The sequence below is a fragment of the Pseudooceanicola aquaeponti genome, from assembly GCF_050897975.1.
Taxonomy (GTDB): domain Bacteria; phylum Pseudomonadota; class Alphaproteobacteria; order Rhodobacterales; family Rhodobacteraceae; genus Pseudooceanicola.
This window is the reverse complement of record NZ_JBPAXY010000005.1, coordinates 116,984-135,722: the sequence shown is the minus strand read 5'-3', so window position 1 is coordinate 135,722 and position 18,739 is coordinate 116,984. Positions and strand designations below refer to the sequence as shown.

16 protein-coding genes are annotated in these 18,739 nt (G+C 66.3%); 7 read left to right on the top strand and 9 right to left on the bottom strand.

What is annotated here, in order from left to right; all coding sequences use genetic code 11:
- The first annotated feature begins 82 nt into the window (after nucleotides 1–82).
- Nucleotides 83–1,309 (top strand): helix-turn-helix domain-containing protein, encoded by a 1,227-nt coding sequence (locus ACRARE_RS13130; RefSeq protein WP_432656901.1) that lies wholly within the window; start codon nucleotides 83–85, stop codon nucleotides 1,307–1,309.
- Nucleotides 1,310–1,499: 190 nt separating this feature from the next.
- Entirely contained in the window at nucleotides 1,500–2,630 is a 1,131-nt protein-coding gene (gene ispG / locus ACRARE_RS13125) for a flavodoxin-dependent (E)-4-hydroxy-3-methylbut-2-enyl-diphosphate synthase (protein ID WP_432656900.1), read from the top strand.
- 61 nt (nucleotides 2,631–2,691) lie between these two features.
- On the opposite strand, the gene ACRARE_RS13120 is transcribed toward ispG, so the two are convergent.
- From ACRARE_RS13120 to ACRARE_RS13110, 3 genes are read right to left on the bottom strand one after another with little or no spacing between them, the layout of a single operon-like run.
- A complete protein-coding gene (locus ACRARE_RS13120; protein WP_432656899.1) occupies nucleotides 2,692–2,850 on the bottom strand; it encodes a hypothetical protein in 159 nt (52 codons plus the stop codon).
- A 58-nt stretch (nucleotides 2,851–2,908) separates the two neighbouring features.
- Entirely contained in the window at nucleotides 2,909–3,673 is a 765-nt protein-coding gene (locus ACRARE_RS13115; protein ID WP_432656898.1) for a thioredoxin domain-containing protein, read from the bottom strand.
- The gene (locus ACRARE_RS13110; protein WP_432656897.1) at nucleotides 3,670–4,452 is read right to left on the bottom strand and encodes a DsbA family protein; all 783 of its coding nucleotides are present in this window, start codon (nucleotides 4,450–4,452) and stop codon (nucleotides 3,670–3,672) included. The genes ACRARE_RS13115 and ACRARE_RS13110 overlap by 4 nt, the downstream gene beginning before the upstream one ends.
- Before the next feature lie 304 nt (nucleotides 4,453–4,756).
- On the opposite strand from ACRARE_RS13110, the gene ACRARE_RS13105 reads away from it, so the two are divergent.
- Nucleotides 4,757–5,905 (top strand): pyridoxal phosphate-dependent aminotransferase, encoded by a 1,149-nt coding sequence (locus ACRARE_RS13105; protein WP_432656896.1) that lies wholly within the window; start codon nucleotides 4,757–4,759, stop codon nucleotides 5,903–5,905.
- A 94-nt stretch (nucleotides 5,906–5,999) separates the two neighbouring features.
- Here ACRARE_RS13105 and ACRARE_RS13100 read toward each other — a convergent pair whose 3' ends face one another.
- The gene (locus tag ACRARE_RS13100; RefSeq protein ID WP_432656895.1) at nucleotides 6,000–6,821 is read right to left on the bottom strand and encodes a helix-turn-helix domain-containing protein; all 822 of its coding nucleotides are present in this window, start codon (nucleotides 6,819–6,821) and stop codon (nucleotides 6,000–6,002) included.
- Nucleotides 6,822–7,056: 235 nt separating this feature from the next.
- On the opposite strand from ACRARE_RS13100, the gene ACRARE_RS13095 reads away from it, so the two are divergent.
- A complete protein-coding gene (locus ACRARE_RS13095; protein WP_432656894.1) occupies nucleotides 7,057–7,437 on the top strand; it encodes a hypothetical protein in 381 nt (126 codons plus the stop codon).
- A gap of 200 nt (nucleotides 7,438–7,637) precedes the next feature.
- On the opposite strand, the gene ilvN is transcribed toward ACRARE_RS13095, so the two are convergent.
- The 4 genes from ilvN to ACRARE_RS13075 all read right to left on the bottom strand — a co-directional run bounded on the left by ilvN (nucleotide 7,638) and on the right by ACRARE_RS13075 (nucleotide 12,641).
- Nucleotides 7,638–8,201 (bottom strand): acetolactate synthase small subunit, encoded by a 564-nt coding sequence (gene ilvN, locus ACRARE_RS13090; protein WP_432656893.1) that lies wholly within the window; start codon nucleotides 8,199–8,201, stop codon nucleotides 7,638–7,640.
- A 67-nt stretch (nucleotides 8,202–8,268) separates the two neighbouring features.
- Entirely contained in the window at nucleotides 8,269–10,023 is a 1,755-nt protein-coding gene (locus tag ACRARE_RS13085) for an acetolactate synthase 3 large subunit (protein ID WP_432656892.1), read from the bottom strand.
- A gap of 471 nt (nucleotides 10,024–10,494) precedes the next feature.
- Nucleotides 10,495–11,151, bottom strand: coding sequence for a response regulator transcription factor (locus tag ACRARE_RS13080; protein WP_432656891.1), 657 nt, complete (start codon nucleotides 11,149–11,151; stop codon nucleotides 10,495–10,497).
- A complete protein-coding gene (locus ACRARE_RS13075; RefSeq protein WP_432656890.1) occupies nucleotides 11,148–12,641 on the bottom strand; it encodes a cache domain-containing protein in 1,494 nt (497 codons plus the stop codon). The genes ACRARE_RS13080 and ACRARE_RS13075 overlap by 4 nt, the downstream gene beginning before the upstream one ends.
- Nucleotides 12,642–12,928: 287 nt before the next feature.
- Between ACRARE_RS13075 and ACRARE_RS13070 the strand changes: the two genes are divergently transcribed.
- The 3 genes from ACRARE_RS13070 (at nucleotide 12,929) to ACRARE_RS13060 (ending at nucleotide 17,367) form a co-directional block, all read left to right on the top strand.
- On the top strand, nucleotides 12,929–14,014 hold the full coding sequence (locus ACRARE_RS13070) for a TRAP transporter substrate-binding protein (protein ID WP_432656889.1): 1,086 nt from the start codon (nucleotides 12,929–12,931) through the stop codon (nucleotides 14,012–14,014).
- 87 nt (nucleotides 14,015–14,101) lie between these two features.
- Nucleotides 14,102–14,995 (top strand): TRAP transporter small permease subunit, encoded by an 894-nt coding sequence (locus ACRARE_RS13065; protein ID WP_432656888.1) that lies wholly within the window; start codon nucleotides 14,102–14,104, stop codon nucleotides 14,993–14,995.
- Between the two features lie 14 nt (nucleotides 14,996–15,009).
- Nucleotides 15,010–17,367: a TRAP transporter large permease gene (locus ACRARE_RS13060; protein ID WP_432656887.1), complete on the top strand. Its 2,358-nt coding sequence runs from the start codon at nucleotides 15,010–15,012 to the stop codon at nucleotides 17,365–17,367.
- 324 nt (nucleotides 17,368–17,691) lie between these two features.
- On the opposite strand, the gene ACRARE_RS13055 is transcribed toward ACRARE_RS13060, so the two are convergent.
- Complete coding sequence (locus ACRARE_RS13055; protein ID WP_432656886.1) at nucleotides 17,692–18,507, bottom strand: arginyltransferase; 816 nt, start codon at nucleotides 18,505–18,507, stop codon at nucleotides 17,692–17,694.
- Nucleotides 18,508–18,739: the final 232 nt, after the last annotated feature.

Sequence of the window (18,739 nt, the reverse complement as noted above, 5' to 3'; positions counted from 1 at the left end):
ACGGCGCAGGCAGCCTGACAAGGCAATAGCACCCAGCAATCCAAAGGGATTCGACGATTTCGAGCTGCGGCTCGGTGACGTCATGCGCGGCGAACGCGCCACGATGGGCAAATCCCTTCTGGACGTTCAGCGCGAGCTTCGGATCAAGGCGAATTACATTGCCGCGATCGAGAATGCCGACCCCGACGCCTTTGATACGCCCGGGTTCATCGCCGGCTACGTGCGCTCTTACGCGCGCTACCTGGGGATGGAGCCGGATGCGACCTATGCGAAATTCTGCGCCGAAAGCGGCTTTGCCACGGCGCATGGCATGTCGGCCGATGCCTCCTCGCGGGTGAAGCCCGATGCCCGGCTCGAACCGCGCAAGGCCAAGCGCCCGGCGGGCAGCGATCCGTTCACCGATCCCAACACCCCCTTCGTGCCCCAGGGCGAAAGCTTCCTGTCGCGCATCGAACCGGCGGCGATCGGCTCGATGCTGGTGCTGCTGGCGGTGATCGGCGGGCTGGCCTATGGCGGCTATGCGGTGCTGAACGAGGTGCAGCGCGTGCGCTTCGCCCCGGTCGAGAATACCCCCGACGTGCTGGCCGATATCGACCCGCTGGCAGGCGCCACGCGGCAGATCGAGGATCCGGTGCAGACCGCCGAGGCCTCGGGCGTGTTCAACCCGCCGCGCGACGGCATGGACCGGCTCTATCGGCCCAAGGCGTTGGACGTGCCGGTGGTGGTGGCGCGGGATGCGCCCATCTCGACCCTGAACCCCTCGCAGATCGGCACCTTCGCCCAGGCGGGCGCAGGCGCGCTGATCTCGGGCGAGACCGGGCTGGCCCAGGCCGTGCCCGGCAGCCAGATGAGCGACGAGGACCGCGCCGTGGCGCTGGCCCTGGGTCTGGAAAGCGACGAGGGCGTGGTGGATGGCGGCGGGGCCGCCCCCGGTGCGCCACAGGTGGTGGCCAAGGCCCGCGCCGGTGTCAGCCTGGTGGCGGTGCGTCCGGCCTGGGTGCGGGTGCAAAGCGGCGACGGCACGATCCTGTTCGAGAAGATCCTGGATGCGGGTGAAACATACAAGCTGCCCAATACCGAAGAGCCGCCGGTGCTGCGCGCGGGGATGTCGGGCTCGATCTACTTCCAGGTCGAGGGCGAGTATTACGGCCCCGCAGGTGAGGGCACGGGCACGATCCGCAACGTGGCCCTGTCGGTTGACGATCTGAAATCCAGCTACGCGGTGGCCGACCTGTCGCGCGACCCCGAGGCGGAACGGATGATCGCCGTGGCCGAGGCCGATCTGGGCCAGGTGCTGGCCGAGGACTGATCTCCGCCCCAATGTAGATTTTCGCGACGCCCGGGCCTGCCGCCCGGGCGTTTCGCGTTCCCGGGGGGGCGTACAAGGGTTGGATCCACGCCCCGCGCGCCTATCTGTGACCCAGGGGCCGCGCGCGCGCATTGCACCGCCCTGCCGCCTGTCGTATCCAACGCCAAAGCGCAACCAGAGGGCCCGTCCCATGTCGCATAATCCCATCCGTCCCTGGCGTAATATCGACCGGCGCCAAAGCCGCCAGATCATGGTGGGCAACGTGCCCGTGGGGGGCGGCGCGCCGATCACCGTGCAGACCATGACCAACACGGTCACCACCGATATCAAGGGCACGATTGACCAGGTCACCCGCGCCGCCGAGGCAGGCGCCGATATCGTGCGCGTCTCGGTGCCCGATCAGGACAGCGCCCGCGCGCTGAAAGAGATTTGCCGTGAAAGCCCGGTGCCCATCGTCGCGGACATCCATTTCCACTACAAACGCGGCATCGAGGCCGCCGAGGCGGGCGCCGCCTGCCTGCGCATCAATCCGGGCAACATCGGCGACGAAAAGCGCGTGGCCGAGGTGATCCGCGCGGCGCGCGATCACAACTGCTCGATCCGTATCGGCGTCAACGCGGGCAGCCTGGAAAAGCACCTGCTGGAGAAATATGGCGAGCCCTGTCCGGATGCGATGGTCGAGAGCGGCATGGATCATATCAAGATCCTGCAAGACCATGACTTCCACGAGTTCAAGATCAGCGTGAAGGCCTCTGACGTCTTCATGTCGGCCATGGCCTATCAGATGCTGGCCGAACAGACCGACGCGCCCATTCACCTGGGCATCACCGAGGCGGGCGGGCTGACATCGGGCACGATCAAAAGCGCCATCGGCCTGGGCAACCTGCTGTGGATGGGCATTGGCGACACGCTGCGCGTCTCTCTGTCGGCCGATCCGGTGGAAGAGGTGAAGGTGGGCTATGAGATCCTGAAGTCGCTTGGCCTGCGCCATCGCGGCGTCAACATCATCTCTTGCCCCTCCTGCGCGCGGCAGGGCTTCGACGTGATCAAGACGGTCGAGGCGCTGGAAAAACGGCTGGAACATATCAAGACGCCGATGTCGCTGTCGATCATCGGTTGCGTGGTGAACGGCCCGGGTGAGGCGCTGATGACCGACGTCGGTTTCACCGGCGGCGGTGCGGGCAGCGGCATGGTCTATCTGGCGGGCAAGGCCAGCCACAAGATGTCCAACGACCAGATGGTCGACCATATCGTCGAAGAGGTCGAGAAACGCGCCCAGGCGATCGAGGACGGTCAGGTCGAGGCGCAGGCGGCAGAGTAAGCCGGGCCGGGGGCCGCTTCGGGCCGTCTCGGGCAGGGCGCGACCAAGCGCTCGTGCCGGGTCAGACCCATTTCAGCGCCAGCAGCACCAGCAGCAGGCCAATGGCAATGCCGAACAGCGCCCGCCCAACGTGCCAAAGCACCACGGGCAGGATCACCAGGGCCTCCATCAGCCGGTCCGACAGGCGGCGGGGGCGGTGTTGAAAGGTGTCGTCCTTCATGGCGCAAACCCTACCATACTCGGGTGGCCGGGTGTGCTCACGCCGCCGTGATCGGCTTTTATTCGCTGAGATAACGCCGCAGCACGACGCCCGGCATGGCGCCCCGGATCAGCCGGTCCGCCATGACGTAGGAGGGGGCGGTGTCCAGGTCCAGCCGGGCAAAGAGCGCGGCCTGAGCCGCCAGTTCGGCGCGCAGGGTCTCCGTCACGGGCAGGGTGGCGGGGTCGATGCCCTGGGCGCGTAGCAGCGCTTCAGGCTCGGCCTGGGGGGGCTCCAGCAGGGCGGCGCGGAAGGCGGCGGCGGCCTGGGGCCCCTGGGCGGTTTCCAGCGCGCGCCAGGCCAGATCGGCGTCACTGTCCGACAGGCTGCGGATCTCGACGCGAAGGCCCGGCATCTCGGCCGCCAGCGCGCGCAGCTCGGCTTCGGCCTGGGCGCAATCGGCGCAGCGGGCGGCGGTGAAGAGGGTGATCTGTGCCATGGCGCGGTCGGCGCCAAAGCCGCGCGGGCTGGCGGCGAACAGGGCGGGGGCCAGATCGGCGATGGTGGCGCGGTCGCCCGCGATCTCGGCCGCCAGGTCCGAGGCGGCATCGGCGGCCATGCGCCGCCGCGCCTCTTCGCGGATCTGCGGGATCAGTTCCGGCTCTGCCAGCAGCAGGGCGCGCATCTCCTGGGCCAGAAGGGCGGGATCCCCCTGCACCTTGGACCACAGGCCGCCGCCCGCGCTGTCTGCGGCCCGCCCGGGCGATGCCGGGCCGAGCCAAAGCGCCGAAGCGCCCAAGGTCAGGGCCAGGAGCGCGCGGGCGCCGCGCCGCAGGGCGCTCATTCCTGGCGCATCTCCGCCACGATCGACTGCATCCCGGCCAGGGGCACATAGCCGCGCAGCATGGTGTCGCCCAGAACGAAGGTCGGCGTGCCGCTGATTTGCAGGGTCTGCGCCAGATCGCGGTTGGCATTGATCACCGCGTTCACCTCGGCGCTTTGCAGCGCCGCCAGCACCGGCGCCGGGTCGATCTGCATCGAGCCCAGAAGCCGCGACATCGACACCTCGTCGAAGCCGCCGGAATAGGACATCAGCGCGTCATGGACGGCCTTGTAGGCCTCGTCACCGGCGGTGATCTGGGTGGCGATGGCCAGGCGCGAGGCAGCGACGCTGTCTTCGCCCAGGATCGGGAATTCCTTCAGCACGAAGCGGATATTGCCATCGGTGGCCACCAGCTCTTCGACCTCTTCAAAGGCCTTGCGGCAATAGCCGCAGCGGTAGTCCATGAACTCGACCAGGGTGATGTCGCCCTCGGGGTTGCCGCCGACCCAGGAATGGCCATCGGCGAAGATCTCGGCGGCGTTCTGCTGGATCATCGAGACCTCGGCCATGGCCGCCTGTTGCTGCTGGCGGTCCTCCAGCACCTGGATGGCCTCCAGCAGGACCTCGGGATGTTCCATCAGATAGGCGCGGACCTCGGCGCGGAACTGCTCGCGCTCGGGGTCGGTCAGGGGGGTGACGCCGGGCAGGCTTTCCTGCGCCAGGGCGGGCAGGGGGGCGGCCAGGGTCAGGGCGGTGGCGGTGCCGGTCAGAAGGGCGCGCAGGGAAAGGCGGTTGGTCATAAGATCTCTCTTCGGGCCTGTCGCCCGGTTCGGGCCACCCAGGCGTGGGCGGCGGGACGCGGAAGACCTGCGCCGATCCTGCGGCGCGGCCCAAAGGAAGACCACCGGCAAGCGGCGGCACGGGGGGTGGGGACGCAGGCGCCCCCTTGAAGGCATTCACCATATCCTGGGCGCCTTGCCAAGACAGGCCCCCCTGCGTCAGAAAGCCCTTGGCGGGGATCCCCGCAGGGCGGGCAATCGCCTTGACCTGCCGCCGGTGGCCTGTTGAAACGGCCCCAATCGAAAGCCACCATCGGAGATGCCCATGCGCGTTTCAACCCGCGGGGAAGTCGATCCCTTCATTGTGATGGACGTGATGTCCCGCGCCGCCGAGCTGGAGGCCGAGGGCCGCCGGATCATCCATATGGAAGTGGGCCAGCCGGGCACACCCGCCCCCCAGGCCGCGCGCGAAAAACTGGCGCAGGCGCTGGAAGAGGCGCCCCTGGGCTATTCCCTGAGCCTGGGCCTGCCCGAGCTGCGCCGGGGCATCGCGGCGCTGTACCAGCGCTGGTACGGGGTCGATCTGAACCCCGACCGGGTGGTGGTCACCTCGGGCTCTTCGGCGGGCTTCCTGCTGAGCTTTACCGCGCTGTTCGATGCGGGCGACAAGGTGGGGATCGGCGCGCCGGGCTATCCGTCCTACTTGCAGATCCTGAAGGCAATGAACCTGGACCCGGTGGTGATCGAGACCGCGCCCGAGCATCGCTATCAGCCCGCCCCGGACGACATCCGCGGCCTGGGCCTGGACGGGCTGATGATCGCCAGCCCTGGCAACCCCTCGGGCACCATGCTGTCGAAGCCGGCCCTGACCGATCTGGTGGCGGCCACCCGCGACGAGGGGATCGCCCTGATTTCGGACGAGATCTATCACGGGCTGCATTACGAGGACCGCGCCCATAGTGCGCTGGAAATCACTGATGACGCCTATGTCATCAACTCGTTCTCGAAATACTTCTCGATGACCGGATGGCGTGTCGGCTGGATGGTGGTGCCAGAGGATCACGTGCGCCGGGTCGAGCGGCTGACCCAGCATATGTTCATCTGTGCCCCCACGGCCAGCCAGGTGGTGGCCCTGGGCGCCCTGGATGCGGTGGACGAGCTGGAGGCGAACCGCGCCGTCTATGCCCGCAACCGTGCCCTGCTGCTGGAGGGGCTGCCCAAGGCAGGCTTCGACCGCATCGCGCCGCCCGATGGCGGCTTCTACATCTATGCCGATGTCAGCGCCCTGACCGACGACAGCCTGAGCTTCGCGCGCGAGATCCTGGAAGGGGCGGGCGTGGCGGTGACCCCGGGGTTGGATTTCGACAAGGCGCGCGGCGGCCAGACCCTGCGCTTTTCCTATGCGCGCTCGGTCGAGGATATCGAGGAAGGCCTGCACCGGCTGACCCGCTTCATGGCCGAACGGCTGGGCTAAGCGGGCAAGGCCCCGGCATCGGCCAAGGGAAAGGGGCGCCCCGGGAGGCGCCCCTTTCTATGTCGCGTGAGTGGAGTAGGGTCTTTGGGTGGGCTCAGCGGAAAGGTTCGTTGAGCCGCAGGAGCCGGCGATGAAAAGCCGGGATATCCTCTGCGTCGATCAGCCCGGCCTGACGGGCGCAGGCGAAGACCTGGGGCGTGTTGCGCCCCAGATGCTCGTAGACGACACGGGCCGCGCGCGGGCCAGAGACCGCTTCGCGGATGGTGCGCGTGGTGTAGCCTTCCCAGAAATTGTTATCGAAGGCGGCAACACGGGCGAGGAAATTGAACGAACAGGTCACGGATCCGCGCCGCGACACCAGCGAGGCGACGCCCTGTTCCTGAGCCATGATCAGGCCGCGGAACTCGCGGTTGGCGGGATCGTCGGGCAGGCCCTGCTGGCGCATCGCCTCGCGGGCCTCGAAGCCGCGCAGGAAGGTGAACCCGTCCTGGCGAGAGACATGCACCAGCCCCATGACCGCCTTTTCGCTGTCAATGAAGCTGACGCGGGTGAAGCGGTAGAAGCCCGAGGGGAACATCTGCTCGTCCACCAGGGTGGCGCCGCGGCCCAGATAGTCAGAGATCACCGGGTGGTTCAGCAGGTCATGATTGCCCGGCTTCACCTGGTTGACGGGCTCCAGCAGGATCCGGGCATCGGTGCCGAAGAACTGGCAGATCCGATGCAGCACGTCGGGGCGCGGAAAGCTCTCACCCGAGAGGTAACGGTTAAATTGGGTGCGGTTGATGCCCAATTCGCGACACAGGCCCGCGATAGACGGGTACTGGCTGCTGAGTTGCCGCAGATTCGCGCCGAAGATGCCGCGGATCTCGACCGGTTTCAGGTCTGTCTGATCAGATTTGAGGCCGGTGCTAACCACTTTCTACCTTCCCGGACGCGCGTTGATGGCATCTTCTCATTGTTCGTCCATTTTTCTTGGTTCTTCTTGTCGGATTGACGCCAAGAGACGTCAGGCCTGTTTCTCTATAACGTCATTCGCGGGCGGATGCGACACAAAAACAGACAGCTCGACACGGAAAGGCGTATGTCCAAGGCGCGGGTTTTCACTCATCCTGACTGAAGGGTAAATGCGTATGCAATGCACGGGGAAGCCAATGTTTGGGATAGTGCTGTGGAGCGCAGCCGACGACGACACGGCGGTTATCTGGTGTGAAGACCACGGTGACCTGGCGTTTTTTCGTTCGGAATCAAAGGGAAGCTCGGGTGAACGTCTGAACCTGGACGCGGGCGACCTGCTCCAGTTCGAGCTGAATGAATGCGGCGATATGCGTCTGGTCGAGAACCCCCGCGTGGTGGCGGAGGATCATTATCCGACGCTCGCCTATCGGTTGCGGGAGGCGGGCGATTTTCGGCCCACTGCGTCCCGAAAGGCACACCCGACGCCGCCGAGCGACGGGGGCCGACCGATCGTCGTGCCCTTCCCGGGCAAGGCGCAACGTGACGCGAAAAAGCGTCAGGGCTCGCGGATCGTCTGAGAGGATTTCGCCGCAATCGCGGCTGCGACAGGGCTGAGCGGGCCGCCCGTGACGGGCTGGCCGCGCCCTTTGCCAGGACATGACCCATCGGCGGGTCCGCCCTCGGGGCCGCCATGCGAAAACGCCGCGCTTTCGGGCGCGGCGTTTGTGTTTCTGCTGCTCTTGTCAAAGGGGCAGGCGGGCCCGGGGGCCCGACCGGCCTAGCTTTCGCCGCGCGACAGGGCGGCCACGCCGGTGCGCGCCAGGTCCGACAGGCCCAGGGGCCGCATCAACTCGGCGAAGGCGTCGATCTTTTCCGGCGCGCCGGTCAGTTCGAAGACAAAGCTCGACAGGGTGGAATCCACCACCTTGGCGCGGAAGATGTCGGCCAGACGCAGCGCCTCGACCCGTTTCTCGCCGTCGCCCTCGACCTTGAAGAGCGCCAGTTCGCGCTCCACCGAAGGGCCCTCGACGGTCAGATCGTTGACCTTGTGCACCGGCACGATGCGCCCCAGCTGGGCCTTGATCTGTTCGATCACCTGCGGCGTACCCCGGGTGACAATGGTGATGCGGGACCGCTTGCCGGTGTGATCCACCTCGGCCACGGTCAGGCTTTCGATATTGTAGCCGCGACCCGAGAACAGGCCGATCACCCGCGCCAGCACCCCGGCCTCGTTGTCGACGACCACCGCCAGCGTGTGCTGCTCGATCGTATCCGAGAAGGTGGGACGTAGGTTGTAGGCCGAATGGCTCGTCGAGCCTTTTTTCAGTTTCAGAGCGTTCATGTTTCTTCCTCCGAAGGAGATCCGTTGAGACGGCAGGGCGGGGCGGGCCCGCCTTACCTTCGGTTCATCACACCAGCACGGCGCCGCCGGCCTGGATGGCGCCTTCGGTCGAGGCGTCGCCAAGCAGCATTTCGTTATGCGCCTTGCCCGAGGGGATCATCGGGAAGCAGTTCTCGTGCTTCTCGACCAGGCAGTCGAAGATCACCGGGCCGTCGTAGCGGATCATCTCCATGATCGCATCGTCCAGATCCGCCGGGTCGGAACACTGGATGCCCTTGGCGCCGAAGGCCTCGGCGAGCTTGACGAAATCGGGCAGGGCCTCGGACCAGCTGGAGGAATAGCGTTCGCCATGCAGCAGCTGTTGCCACTGGCGCACCATGCCCAGGCGTTCGTTGTTCAGGATGAACTGTTTCACCGGCAGGCGGTACTGCATCGCGGTGCCCATCTCCTGCATGTTCATCAGCCAGGACGCTTCGCCCGCGACGTTGATCACCAGCGCCTCGGGATGGGCCTGCTGCACGCCGACAGACGCCGGGAAGCCGTAGCCCATGGTGCCCAGGCCGCCGGAGGTCATCCAGCGGTGCGGCTCGTCGAAATGCAGGAACTGCGCGGCCCACATCTGGTGCTGGCCCACCTCGGTGGTGATGTAGCGATCCATCCCCTTGGTCAGGGCTTCCAGCCGTTCCAGCGCGTATTGCGGTTTGATGATGCTGTCCGAGCCCTTGTAGGAAAGGCAGTTCTTTGTCTTCCAGCCTTCGATCTTGGTCCACCACTTGGCCAGGGCCTCGCGGTCCATCTTGCGGCCCCGGGCCTTCCAGACGCGCAGCAGGTCTTCCAGCACATGGGCGACGTCGCCGACGATGGGGAAATCGACATGGATGATCTTGTTGATCGAGGAGGGGTCGATGTCGATATGGGCCTTGCGGGAATGGGGCGAGAAGGCATCGGTGCGGCCGGTGATCCGGTCGTCGAACCGGGCGCCGACGCAGATCATCAGGTCGCAGTCATGCATCGCCATATTGGCCTCGTAGAGGCCGTGCATCCCCAGCATCCCCAGCCACTTGTCGCCCGAGGCCGGATAGGCGCCGAGGCCCATCAGGGTCGAGGTGATCGGCGCGCCGGTGGCTTCGACCAGTTCGCGCAGCAGTTGGCTGGCGGCCGGACCAGAGTTGATGACGCCGCCGCCGGTGTAGAAGACCGGCTTCTTGGCGGTTTCCAGGGCGGCGACCAGCTCGGTGATCTCTTCCATGTCGCCCTTCAGCGTCGGCTGATAGCGGAATTCCGAGGTCTTGGGCTTGGGCGTATAGGTGCCGGTGGCGAATTGCACATCCTTGGGGATGTCGACCAGCACCGGGCCCGGACGGCCCGAGGTGGCGACATGGAAGGCGGCGTGCAGCAGGCGCGGCAGGTCCTCGGTGTCCTGGACCAGCCAGTTATGCTTGGTGCAGGGGCGGGTGATGCCAACGGTGTCGGCCTCCTGGAAGCCGTCGGTGCCGATCATGAAGGTCGGAACCTGGCCCGACAGGACGATGATCGGGATCGAATCCATCAGCGCATCGGTCAGCCCGGTGACCGCATTGGTCGCCCCCGGCCCCGAGGTTACCAGCGCCACGCCCGGCTTGCCGGTCGAGCGCGCGTAGCCTTCGGCGGCATGGACCGCGGCCTGTTCATGGCGCACCAGGATATGGCGAATGTCGTTCTGCTGGAAGATCTCGTCATAGATTGGCAGGACGGCCCCGCCGGGATAGCCGAACACCGTGTCCACGCCCTGATCCTTCAGGGCCTGGACAACCATTTTCGCACCGCTCATCTGACGTGCCATCTGCGCTCTCTCCGTCTGTCGCCGCTCTGGGCGGCCTCTCCTCGCTCCACGGGCCGGGCCCGGGGTCACAAAAGGACAATAAAAAACCCCCGGGGGACAATCCGGGGGCGCATGGGATCCTGATAGGGTCTCCGGTTCTCACCGGCCCATGCGCCAAGCTCCTACAATAATTACTAGTGCGGTCATGTCCCGAGGGCTCCTTTGATCCTGAAAGGAGGAATAGGAGGTCGTCGGGGCAAGGTCAATGGCTAATCCATGACAAAAATGTCGCGGAGGGCGGGTTTTGTTTTCGAAAGTTGCGCGGATCGGCGTGGATCTTTGCGGGGGTCGGTTTCGGCGACGGGGGCGGGGGGCGCTGCCCCTCGTCGCGGCGGGGCCGCGACTCCCCCCGGGATATTTTTGGCAATGAGAATGAGGGGGCGGGGCGCCTCGGGGGCCAGCGGTAGGCGCGGGGGAGCAGAGGGGGGCGGGTCAGAAGGTCTGGCCGTTGCCGTGCAGCACGCCGTGTTCCATCGCGTAGCGGGTCAGCCCGGCGGTCGAGCTGATGCCCAGCTTCTTCTTGATGTTCTTGCGGTGCGTCTCGACCGTGCGCACCGAGATGTCCAGGGCCAGGGCCACTTCCTTGTTGGATTTGCCCTGGGCCAGTTGCAGCAGGATGGTCTGTTCGCGGTTGGTCAGATGGCCCGCGCCGCGCGGCGGGGCGAGCGAGCCCTGGGCGCCGGTGCAGAGATAGCGCTCGCCCTGCATGACCATGTCGATGGCGCGCTTGATCTCGTCGGTGGGCACGTCCTTCAGGATATAGCCAAGCGCCCCGTGATCCAGCGCGGTCGAGATATATTCGGGGCTGTCGTGCATCGACAGGATCAGGATCTTCAGCTGGGGATGTTCTTCCAGCAGGATCTCGCAGGCGGTCAGCCCGCCCATTTCGGGCATGTTGAGATCCAGCAGGATCACGTCGGGGCGCACCTCGGCCACCGCCTCGATGATCTGGCGGCCGTTGCGGTAGGTGCCGACCACGGCGATGTCGGGAAAGCTGTCGAGGATGGCCTCGATCCCCTCGGCCACCATCGGGTGGTCGTCGACGATGGCGACACGGATCATCTGCGGCGGCGTGGGCCTGTCGGTCATGCGATATCCTTTGCGGGGCGCGGCGCCTGCGGGGCGCGCGGTTGCTTGTCCTGGGCGTCGAGATCGGGCGAGGCGGGGTCGATGACCTTCGAGGGCGGCACGGTCACCTCGATCAGGGTTCCGGCCTCGGGCCCCGAGCGGTGGCTGATCAGGCGCAGGGTGCCGCCCATCTGGTCGACCCGTTCCTGCATGTTGCGCAGCCCCATGCCGCGCGCCTGGTCCGCATGGGGCGGAAGGCCGCAGCCATTGTCGCGGATCTTCAGCGTGGCGCCCGAGCGGTGGCCGCGCAGGTCCATTTCCAGCCGGGTGGCGCCGGAATGGCGCTCGACATTGGTCAGTGCCTCCTGGGCGATGCGGTAGAGGGCGATCTTGGCGTCATTGTGCAGCCGGTTGCGGAAGACCACGGTGGTGAACTCGGTCTCGATGCCGGTGCGGGTGCCGAAATCCTCGACCAGGGCCTTGAGGGCGGGGCCAAGCCCGAGGTCATCCAGCACCCCGGGGCGCAGGTCGCGCGAGATGCGGCGCACCTCGTGGATCGCCTCCGACAGGCTGTCCATGCCGCGGTCCAGCGTGTCGCCGGCGCGCGCGTCGCCGGCATCGAGCCGCCGTCGCGCGCTGTCCAGCGCGTAGCGGACCCCGACCAGCAGCTGCGAGATGCCGTCATGCAGCTCGCGCGCGACGCGGCCGCGTTCCTCTTCCTGGGCGTCGAAGACCCGCTGGGTCAGCGCCCCCAACTTGGCATCGGCCAGGCGCCGTTCGCGGATGTTGATCAACAGCCCCGAGGCGAAGACCAGCACCAGCGCCGCCGCCGTGATGCCGCCGATCTGCACGAAGGTGCGTTGCACCCGGTCCTCAACATCGGCGCGGGCGGCGGCGGTGGTGGACAGCACGTCGTCGATGAAGACCCCGGTGCCCATGGCCCATTTCCACGAATGCAGCGCGGTGACGTAGGAGACCATCAGCGCCTCTTCCCCGGTCGAGGGCTTGGGCCACAGATGGGTGACATAGCCGGTGCCCTCGCGCGCGGTGGCGATGAAGTCGCGCACGACCTGCTGGCCGTTGCCATCGGTCAGGTCCCACCAGTTGCGGCCGATCATCTCGGTCTGGCGCGGGGAAACCAGGTTGGTGCCGTCGTAGTCGTAGACGAAGAAGAAGCCCTCGTCGCCATAGATCATCGCCGCCAGGATTTCCTTCACCACCTGCTGCGCGGCGATGTCGTCGGGCCCGGCCATGCCGTAGATGCGGTTGAACCCGTTGCGCGCCTGGGTGACGTAATTGCGCAGCTCTGCCTTCTTGGCCTCGATCATCTGCCGTTCCAGCGCCGCGATCTCGCGTTCCGCCAGGGCGCGCGACTGCGAGGCCACCAGAAGCGAGATCGCCGCCACCGCCAGGATCAGCGGCAGGGTCGCCAGCAGGAACAGCTTCTGGCCGTAGCTGGGCGCGAAACGCTCTGACAGGCGGCGGAAGGGCCAGGGGGCGGGGCGGGGCATGAGGGGTCCAGTTGGGCGTGTCCGGTTGGGCCGGTCCAATGGGGGGCGTGATTCCCGGGGGACCGACGATAGGGTGGTCTACTGGACAGATATCCGCTCTGACCGGCAAGAAAAACCGTGCCGCGCCGCAAGGAAACCCTGTTCGCCGCGCATTTTTCGCCAATATTGCGGGCGATATACGTAATCTTTGGTATTTCGTGTCGTAGGCCCTGCGGCTAGGGTCGCCGATACTGCAAATGATTTGCCCCGGGGGACGGGGCATTAAGACATCATGGGGAGGAGCCCAAATGGATCGTCGTTCTTTTCTGAAAACTTCCGCCATCGGTGGCGGTGCCGCTGCTGCCGCATCGCTGGCCGCACCCGCCGTGGCCCAGGGTCAGGTCAAGCTGACCATGGTCACCACCTGGCCGCGCGGTCTGGCGGGCGTCTGGGACTCGGTTGAGCGTTTCGTCAACAACGTCAACGAGATGTCCGGCGGCACCATGGTCGTGGAAGCCAAGGCAGCCGGCGAACTGGTGGGCGCGCTGGAAGTGTTCGACGCCGTGACCGCCGGTCAGGCCGACATGTACCACGGGGCCGACTACTATTTCGTCGGTCAGCACCCCGCCTGGGCCTATTTCACCACCGTGCCCTTCGGCATGACCGCCCCGGAAATGATGACCTGGTACTATGCCAACGGCGGCATGGAACTGCACCACCAGCTGGGCGAGATCTTCGGCCTGAAATCCTTCCTGGCCGGTCAGACCGCGGCCCAGGGTGGCGGCTGGTTCCGTAACCCGATCAACTCGGCCGACGATTTCAAGGGCCTGAAGTTCCGTATGCCGGGCCTGGGCGGTCAGGCCCTGTCGAAGCTGGGCGCCTCTGTGCAGGTTCTGCCGGGCGGCGAGATCTACCAAGCGCTGTCCACCGGCGCGCTGGACGGCACCGAGTGGATCGGCCCCTGGTCGGACGAGAAGCTGGGCCTGCAAGAGGTTTGCAAGAACTACTACCCCGCCGGTTTCCACGAGCCGGGCGCGGCCCTCTCCGTGGCCACCAACCTGGACGTCTTCAACGGCCTGACCCCGGAACAGCAGAAGATCATCGAAGTGGCCGCCGCCGAGGCGCATCAGCACAACTACGCGCTGTTCATCGCCAACAACGGCCCGGCGCTGGACCGTCTGCGCTCGACCGGCATCCAGGTTCAGACCTTCCCCGACGACGTCTGGGACGCCTACGGCTCGGCCTCGAAAGAGGTGCTGGACGGCTTCATGGATGACGAGATCTTCGCCGAGATCCGCAATTCGGCCGAAGCCTCCATGGCCTCTGCCTCCAGCTGGATGAGCGTCTCGGACGGTGCCTACACCGCACAGCGCGACCGCGTCCTGGGCGGCTGATCCGCACCATTGGCAACATGATCCGGGCTGCGCACCCTTGCCGGTGCGCAGCCCTTCCTGACAAAGAATATCGAGGTGGGGGACAGGATGCTCGACGGGCTCATCTGGTTCGTGACGCAGATCGGTCTTGGCTTTTACCACATTGCCCTTGCGGTTAGCCAACCGGGGCTGTGGCTTGACTGGTCTGACAAGGAAGCGCTGATCCGCTTCATCTATTACGGCGGCTCGGTCGAGCTGTTCTTCGCCGTCTTCGACATCTTCCTGCTGGTGACCCTGGCGGGGTTGATCTGGCGGCCCTTCATGTGGGGCTGCGTGCGCGTGCTCGAGGCCTTCTCCAATGCCGTGGGGCGCACCGCCGCCTGGGCGGGCCTGATCATGGTGGGTCAGCAGATCCTGATCGTCTTCCTGCAATCCATCTTCCGCCTGGGCGAGATCACCATCGCGCCCCTGGGCATCGGCTTTACCCAGTCCGTGGGCTGGTTCGCCGAGGGTCTGAAGCTGTGGAATGCCGCCGTGGTCGCGCTTTGCGTGGCCTATGCCTTCGTGCAGGGCAGCCATGTGCGGGTCGACCTGGTCTATGCCGCCATCGGCCACCGGGCCAAGCGGGCCGTGGACATGTTCGGCGCGCTGTTCTTCATGATCCCCGTCGCGGTGCTGACCTGGATGTATTCCTGGTTCTTCCTGTGGCGTCATCTGATCACGCCCAAGGTTTCGGCCAGTGACCAGCTGGACATGATGCTGCGCAAATCCCGGATCGTGAAATGGAACGTCGAGACCATCGGGTTCAGCCCCGACGGCTTCAACGCCTACTTCCTCTTCAAGATCCTCATCCTGTGCTTCGTCGCCCTGGTCTTCATCCAGGCGGTGGCCTTCTTCTATCGCTCTTACCTGGAGCTGGTCGAAGGCGAGGAGAGCGCGGGCAAATACCTGGACCACGACACGCTGGGTGCGGGCGAAGAAGCCTACGAAGGCACGCACTGAGGGAGCCCTGACCAATGCTATTCGGACTTGATGGGGTCGAGATCGGCCTTCTGATCGTATTCCTGAGCCTTTTCGCGGGCATCCTCTCGGGCTTCCCGGTGGCCTTCGCGATCCCCGGTGCGGGCCTTTTCGCCTTCGCCATCATCGCCTATCTGGATGCCAGCGGTATCCTGATCCACCAGGCCATCGACACCGGCAGCGATGCCTACCGGGCGCTGACGGCCACGGGTGTGCACCCCGACATGATCTCGCATTTCCGATACCCGGAACTGCCGACCGTGGGCGTGCCGGTGTTCGAGCGCGGTTGGGAAGTCGCCATGGACCGCAACATCAGCTTCATCGTGAACCGGATGAACGAGCGGGTCTTCGCGGGCCAGTCGATCGAGACGCTGCTGGCGGTGCTGATGTTCGTGATGATGGGGATCACCCTGGAACGCTCGAAGATCGCCAATGACCTGCTGACCACCATGGCGCGCGTCTTCGGGCCGCTGCCGGGCGGTCTGGCCGTGTCGGTGGTGGTCGTGGGCGCCTTCCTGGCGGCCTCGACCGGCATCGTCGGTGCCACCGTGGTGACCATGGGCCTTCTGTCGCTGCCCACCATGCTGCGCAACGGCTATTCGCCGGAACTCTCGACCGGCGTCATCGCCGCCTCGGGCACCCTGGGGCAGATCATCCCGCCCTCCATCGTGCTGGTCCTTCTGGGCACGCTCTCGGGCGATCTCTACTCGGCTGCGCAGGAAGCCCGGGCGCAAAGCTTCGGCTGTACCGATGCGCTGACCTATCTGGGCCGCCCGGCGGTGGTGTCGGTCGGCACGCTTTTCCAGGCGGCGATGCTGCCGGGGATCCTGCTGGCGGGCCTCTATGCGGGCTATGCCTTCCTTTACGCGCTGGTGCGGCCGCAACACGCCCCCGCCGTGCATTCGGGCGAGCATACCCAGCACGCCATCATCACCCGGCAAGAGGCGCTGACCTGGTTCTTCGTCGTTCCGGCGATCCTGATCGTCGGCACCGTGGTGCTGTCCCAGGTGGGCGTTGTCGGCAGCCAGGACCTGACCGTGTCGAACTTCGCCCAGGGTGGTGAGGGCGCGATCCTGCGCACCAATGTCTCGGAAACCTGCCAGGCGGCGATGATCGAGCTGCACGGCCAGGCCAAGTGGGACCTCGCCATCAGCCAGCAAGAGGCCATCATGGCCGCGGGCGGGCTGGAAGAGGGCCACGAGCTGAGCGCCGAGGAAATCCAGGCGGCCATCGCGGTCAAGGCCGCAGGGGCCGCGCCGATCGGCACCGGCATTGCGACGATCCTTGTCCTGCTGGGGCTGGTGCTGACCGCCGCGCGCGGTGTGCGTCCCGCTGACGATGCGCGCCCGCTGCTGATCGGTGGCCTGGCGCTGCTGGTCGTGGCGGCTCTGGATGTGCTCTTCATCCACCCGGCCATGTCCGCGGGGGCCACCCTGCTGATCATCGCGGTCCCGCTGGTGGTCGCGCTTTGGGCCTGCAAACACGCCGCCGCGCGCCTGGCCACCAACGAGCTGATCCGCGTGGTCTTCCCGCCGCTGGTGCTGATCGTCGCGGTGCTGGGCTCGATCCTGGGCGGCATCACCAACCCGACGCCCGCCGCCGCACTTGGTGCGGGCGGTGCCATCCTGCTGGCCGCCTTCCGCAAGCTGAAGGAAGAGGGGCGCGATCCCTGGATCATCACCTGGTCCACCTTCGCGCTGATCGCCCTGATCCTGCTGGGGGCCAACTTCGACCTGCGGATCACCCAGGCCGAGGTGGCCATCGAGGGCTACCTGGCCTATCTCGCCGCCGCCGTCTGCTTCATGTTCGCCTGCTTCGGCCTGATCTACTCGGGCTGGGTCCTGCTGCGCACTTCGGTGCTGGTAAAGATCGTGCGGGAAACGGCGAAGGTGACCTCGATGGTCTTCACTATCCTGGTGGGCTCGCAGCTGCTGAACCTGGTGGTGATCTCCTTCGGGGGCGAGCACTATATCCAGCAGTTCCTGAAGAGCTTTGACAGCGAGTTCCAGGTATTCCTGATCGTGATGCTGGTGCTCTTCGTGCTGGGCTTCGTGCTGGACTTCCTCGAGATCATCTACATCGTCATCCCGATCGTCGGCCCCGTGATCTACGGCGGCACCTTCGATCCCAAATGGGTGACGATCATGATCGCGGTGAACCTGCAAACCTCCTTCCTGACACCGCCCTTCGGTTTCGCGCTGTTCTACCTGCGCGGCGTGGCCCCGGCGAGCGTCACCACCGGCCATATCTACCGCGGGATCGTGCCCTTCGTGCTGATCCAGGTGCTGGGGCTGGCCCTGCTGTGGTTCGTGCCGCAGATCGTGACCGTGGTGCCGGACCTGCTGGGCAAGTAAGCCCGACCGGAAACACTAGAGCGGGCCGCGAGGGGAGTCCTTCGCGGCCCGTTTGCCGTCCGGGGCGGTCCGTAGCTGCGGCGGGCAGGGGGCGCTGCCCCCGTCGCGGCGGGGCCGCGCCTCCCCCGGAGTATTTCTGGCTGTCGGATGAAGCCGCGCGGTCTTTGGCTACCTGACAGCCGAAAATACTCCCGCCGGAGGCATCGGCCCCAAGGGGCCGACAGACCAGGAACCGCGGGTCGGGAGGGGAAAACCGGGCGCTGCGAAGCTGAGAAGTGGGGATCGTGGGGGCGGTCCAGTCGCGTTGCGGCGCGGCCGCCCGGATCAGCGCAGCGGGCCGCGGGTGTCGGGCAGGGTGATATTGGCCACCTGCTCGGCAATCGGATCGGATTTCAGCGGATGGGTCGTGCTGTCGTAATCCGACGGCTGGCGCATCTTCTGCCACTGTCCGCCGTGGTACAGCTCCAACCCCGAGAACTTGCACTTGTAGCCCATCTTGGGCGAGCCGGGCACCCAGTAGCCCAGGTAGACATAAGGCAGCCCCGCCTGGCGGGCGATCTCGATATGATCGAGGATCAGGTAGGTTCCCAACGAGCGGCGTTCCAGCGTCGGGTCGTAGAAGGAATAGACCATCGACACCCCGTCATCGAGGACATCGGTCAGGGCGGCGGCGCGCAGCCCCGTCTCGTCGACATATTCCACCACGCGCGAGCGGATCGGGGTTTCCTCGATCATCGCCGCGAATTCGAAGACATCCATGTCGGCCATGCCGCCATCGGCGTGGCGGCTGTCCAGGTACTGGCGGAACAGGGCGTATTGCTCTTCCGTGGCCCAGGGCGAGGTGGCGCGGCGGTCGAGGCTGGCGTTGCGCTTCATCACCCGGCGCTGGCTTTTCGAGGGCGTGAAGGCCGCGACGTCGATCCGCGCCGACAGACAGGCGGCGCAATCGGCGCAAGAGGGCCGGTAAAGCACGTTCTGCGACCGCCGGAAGCCCTGTTTCGACAGGGTGTTGTTCAACTGCTCTGCCGTGTCGCCCTGCAGCGAGGTGAACAGCTTCCGCTCCATCCGGCCCTCAAGATAGGGGCAGGGCTGCGGGGCCGTCACGTAGAACTGGGGGGCGAGCGGAAGCGAGTGGCGCATGTAGCAAGATCGGTCGGGGAACGGGGTCTCGGTGGTGGGGCCCCTGGCGATCGTCCGGCGCGGGCGCGCGCGGACAGGCGACGGGGCAGGTCAGGCAGGGACGGCGCCGCGGGGCATGGGACCCGGGCGCCGCAGTTGACGAGACGATAGCAACGAAGTTTGCCTGCGCCAAGCCCCCCGTTCGGCGGGATCTTGCGCCCAATCGGCGCAGCGCGGGGCGGCAGGCGGGGCC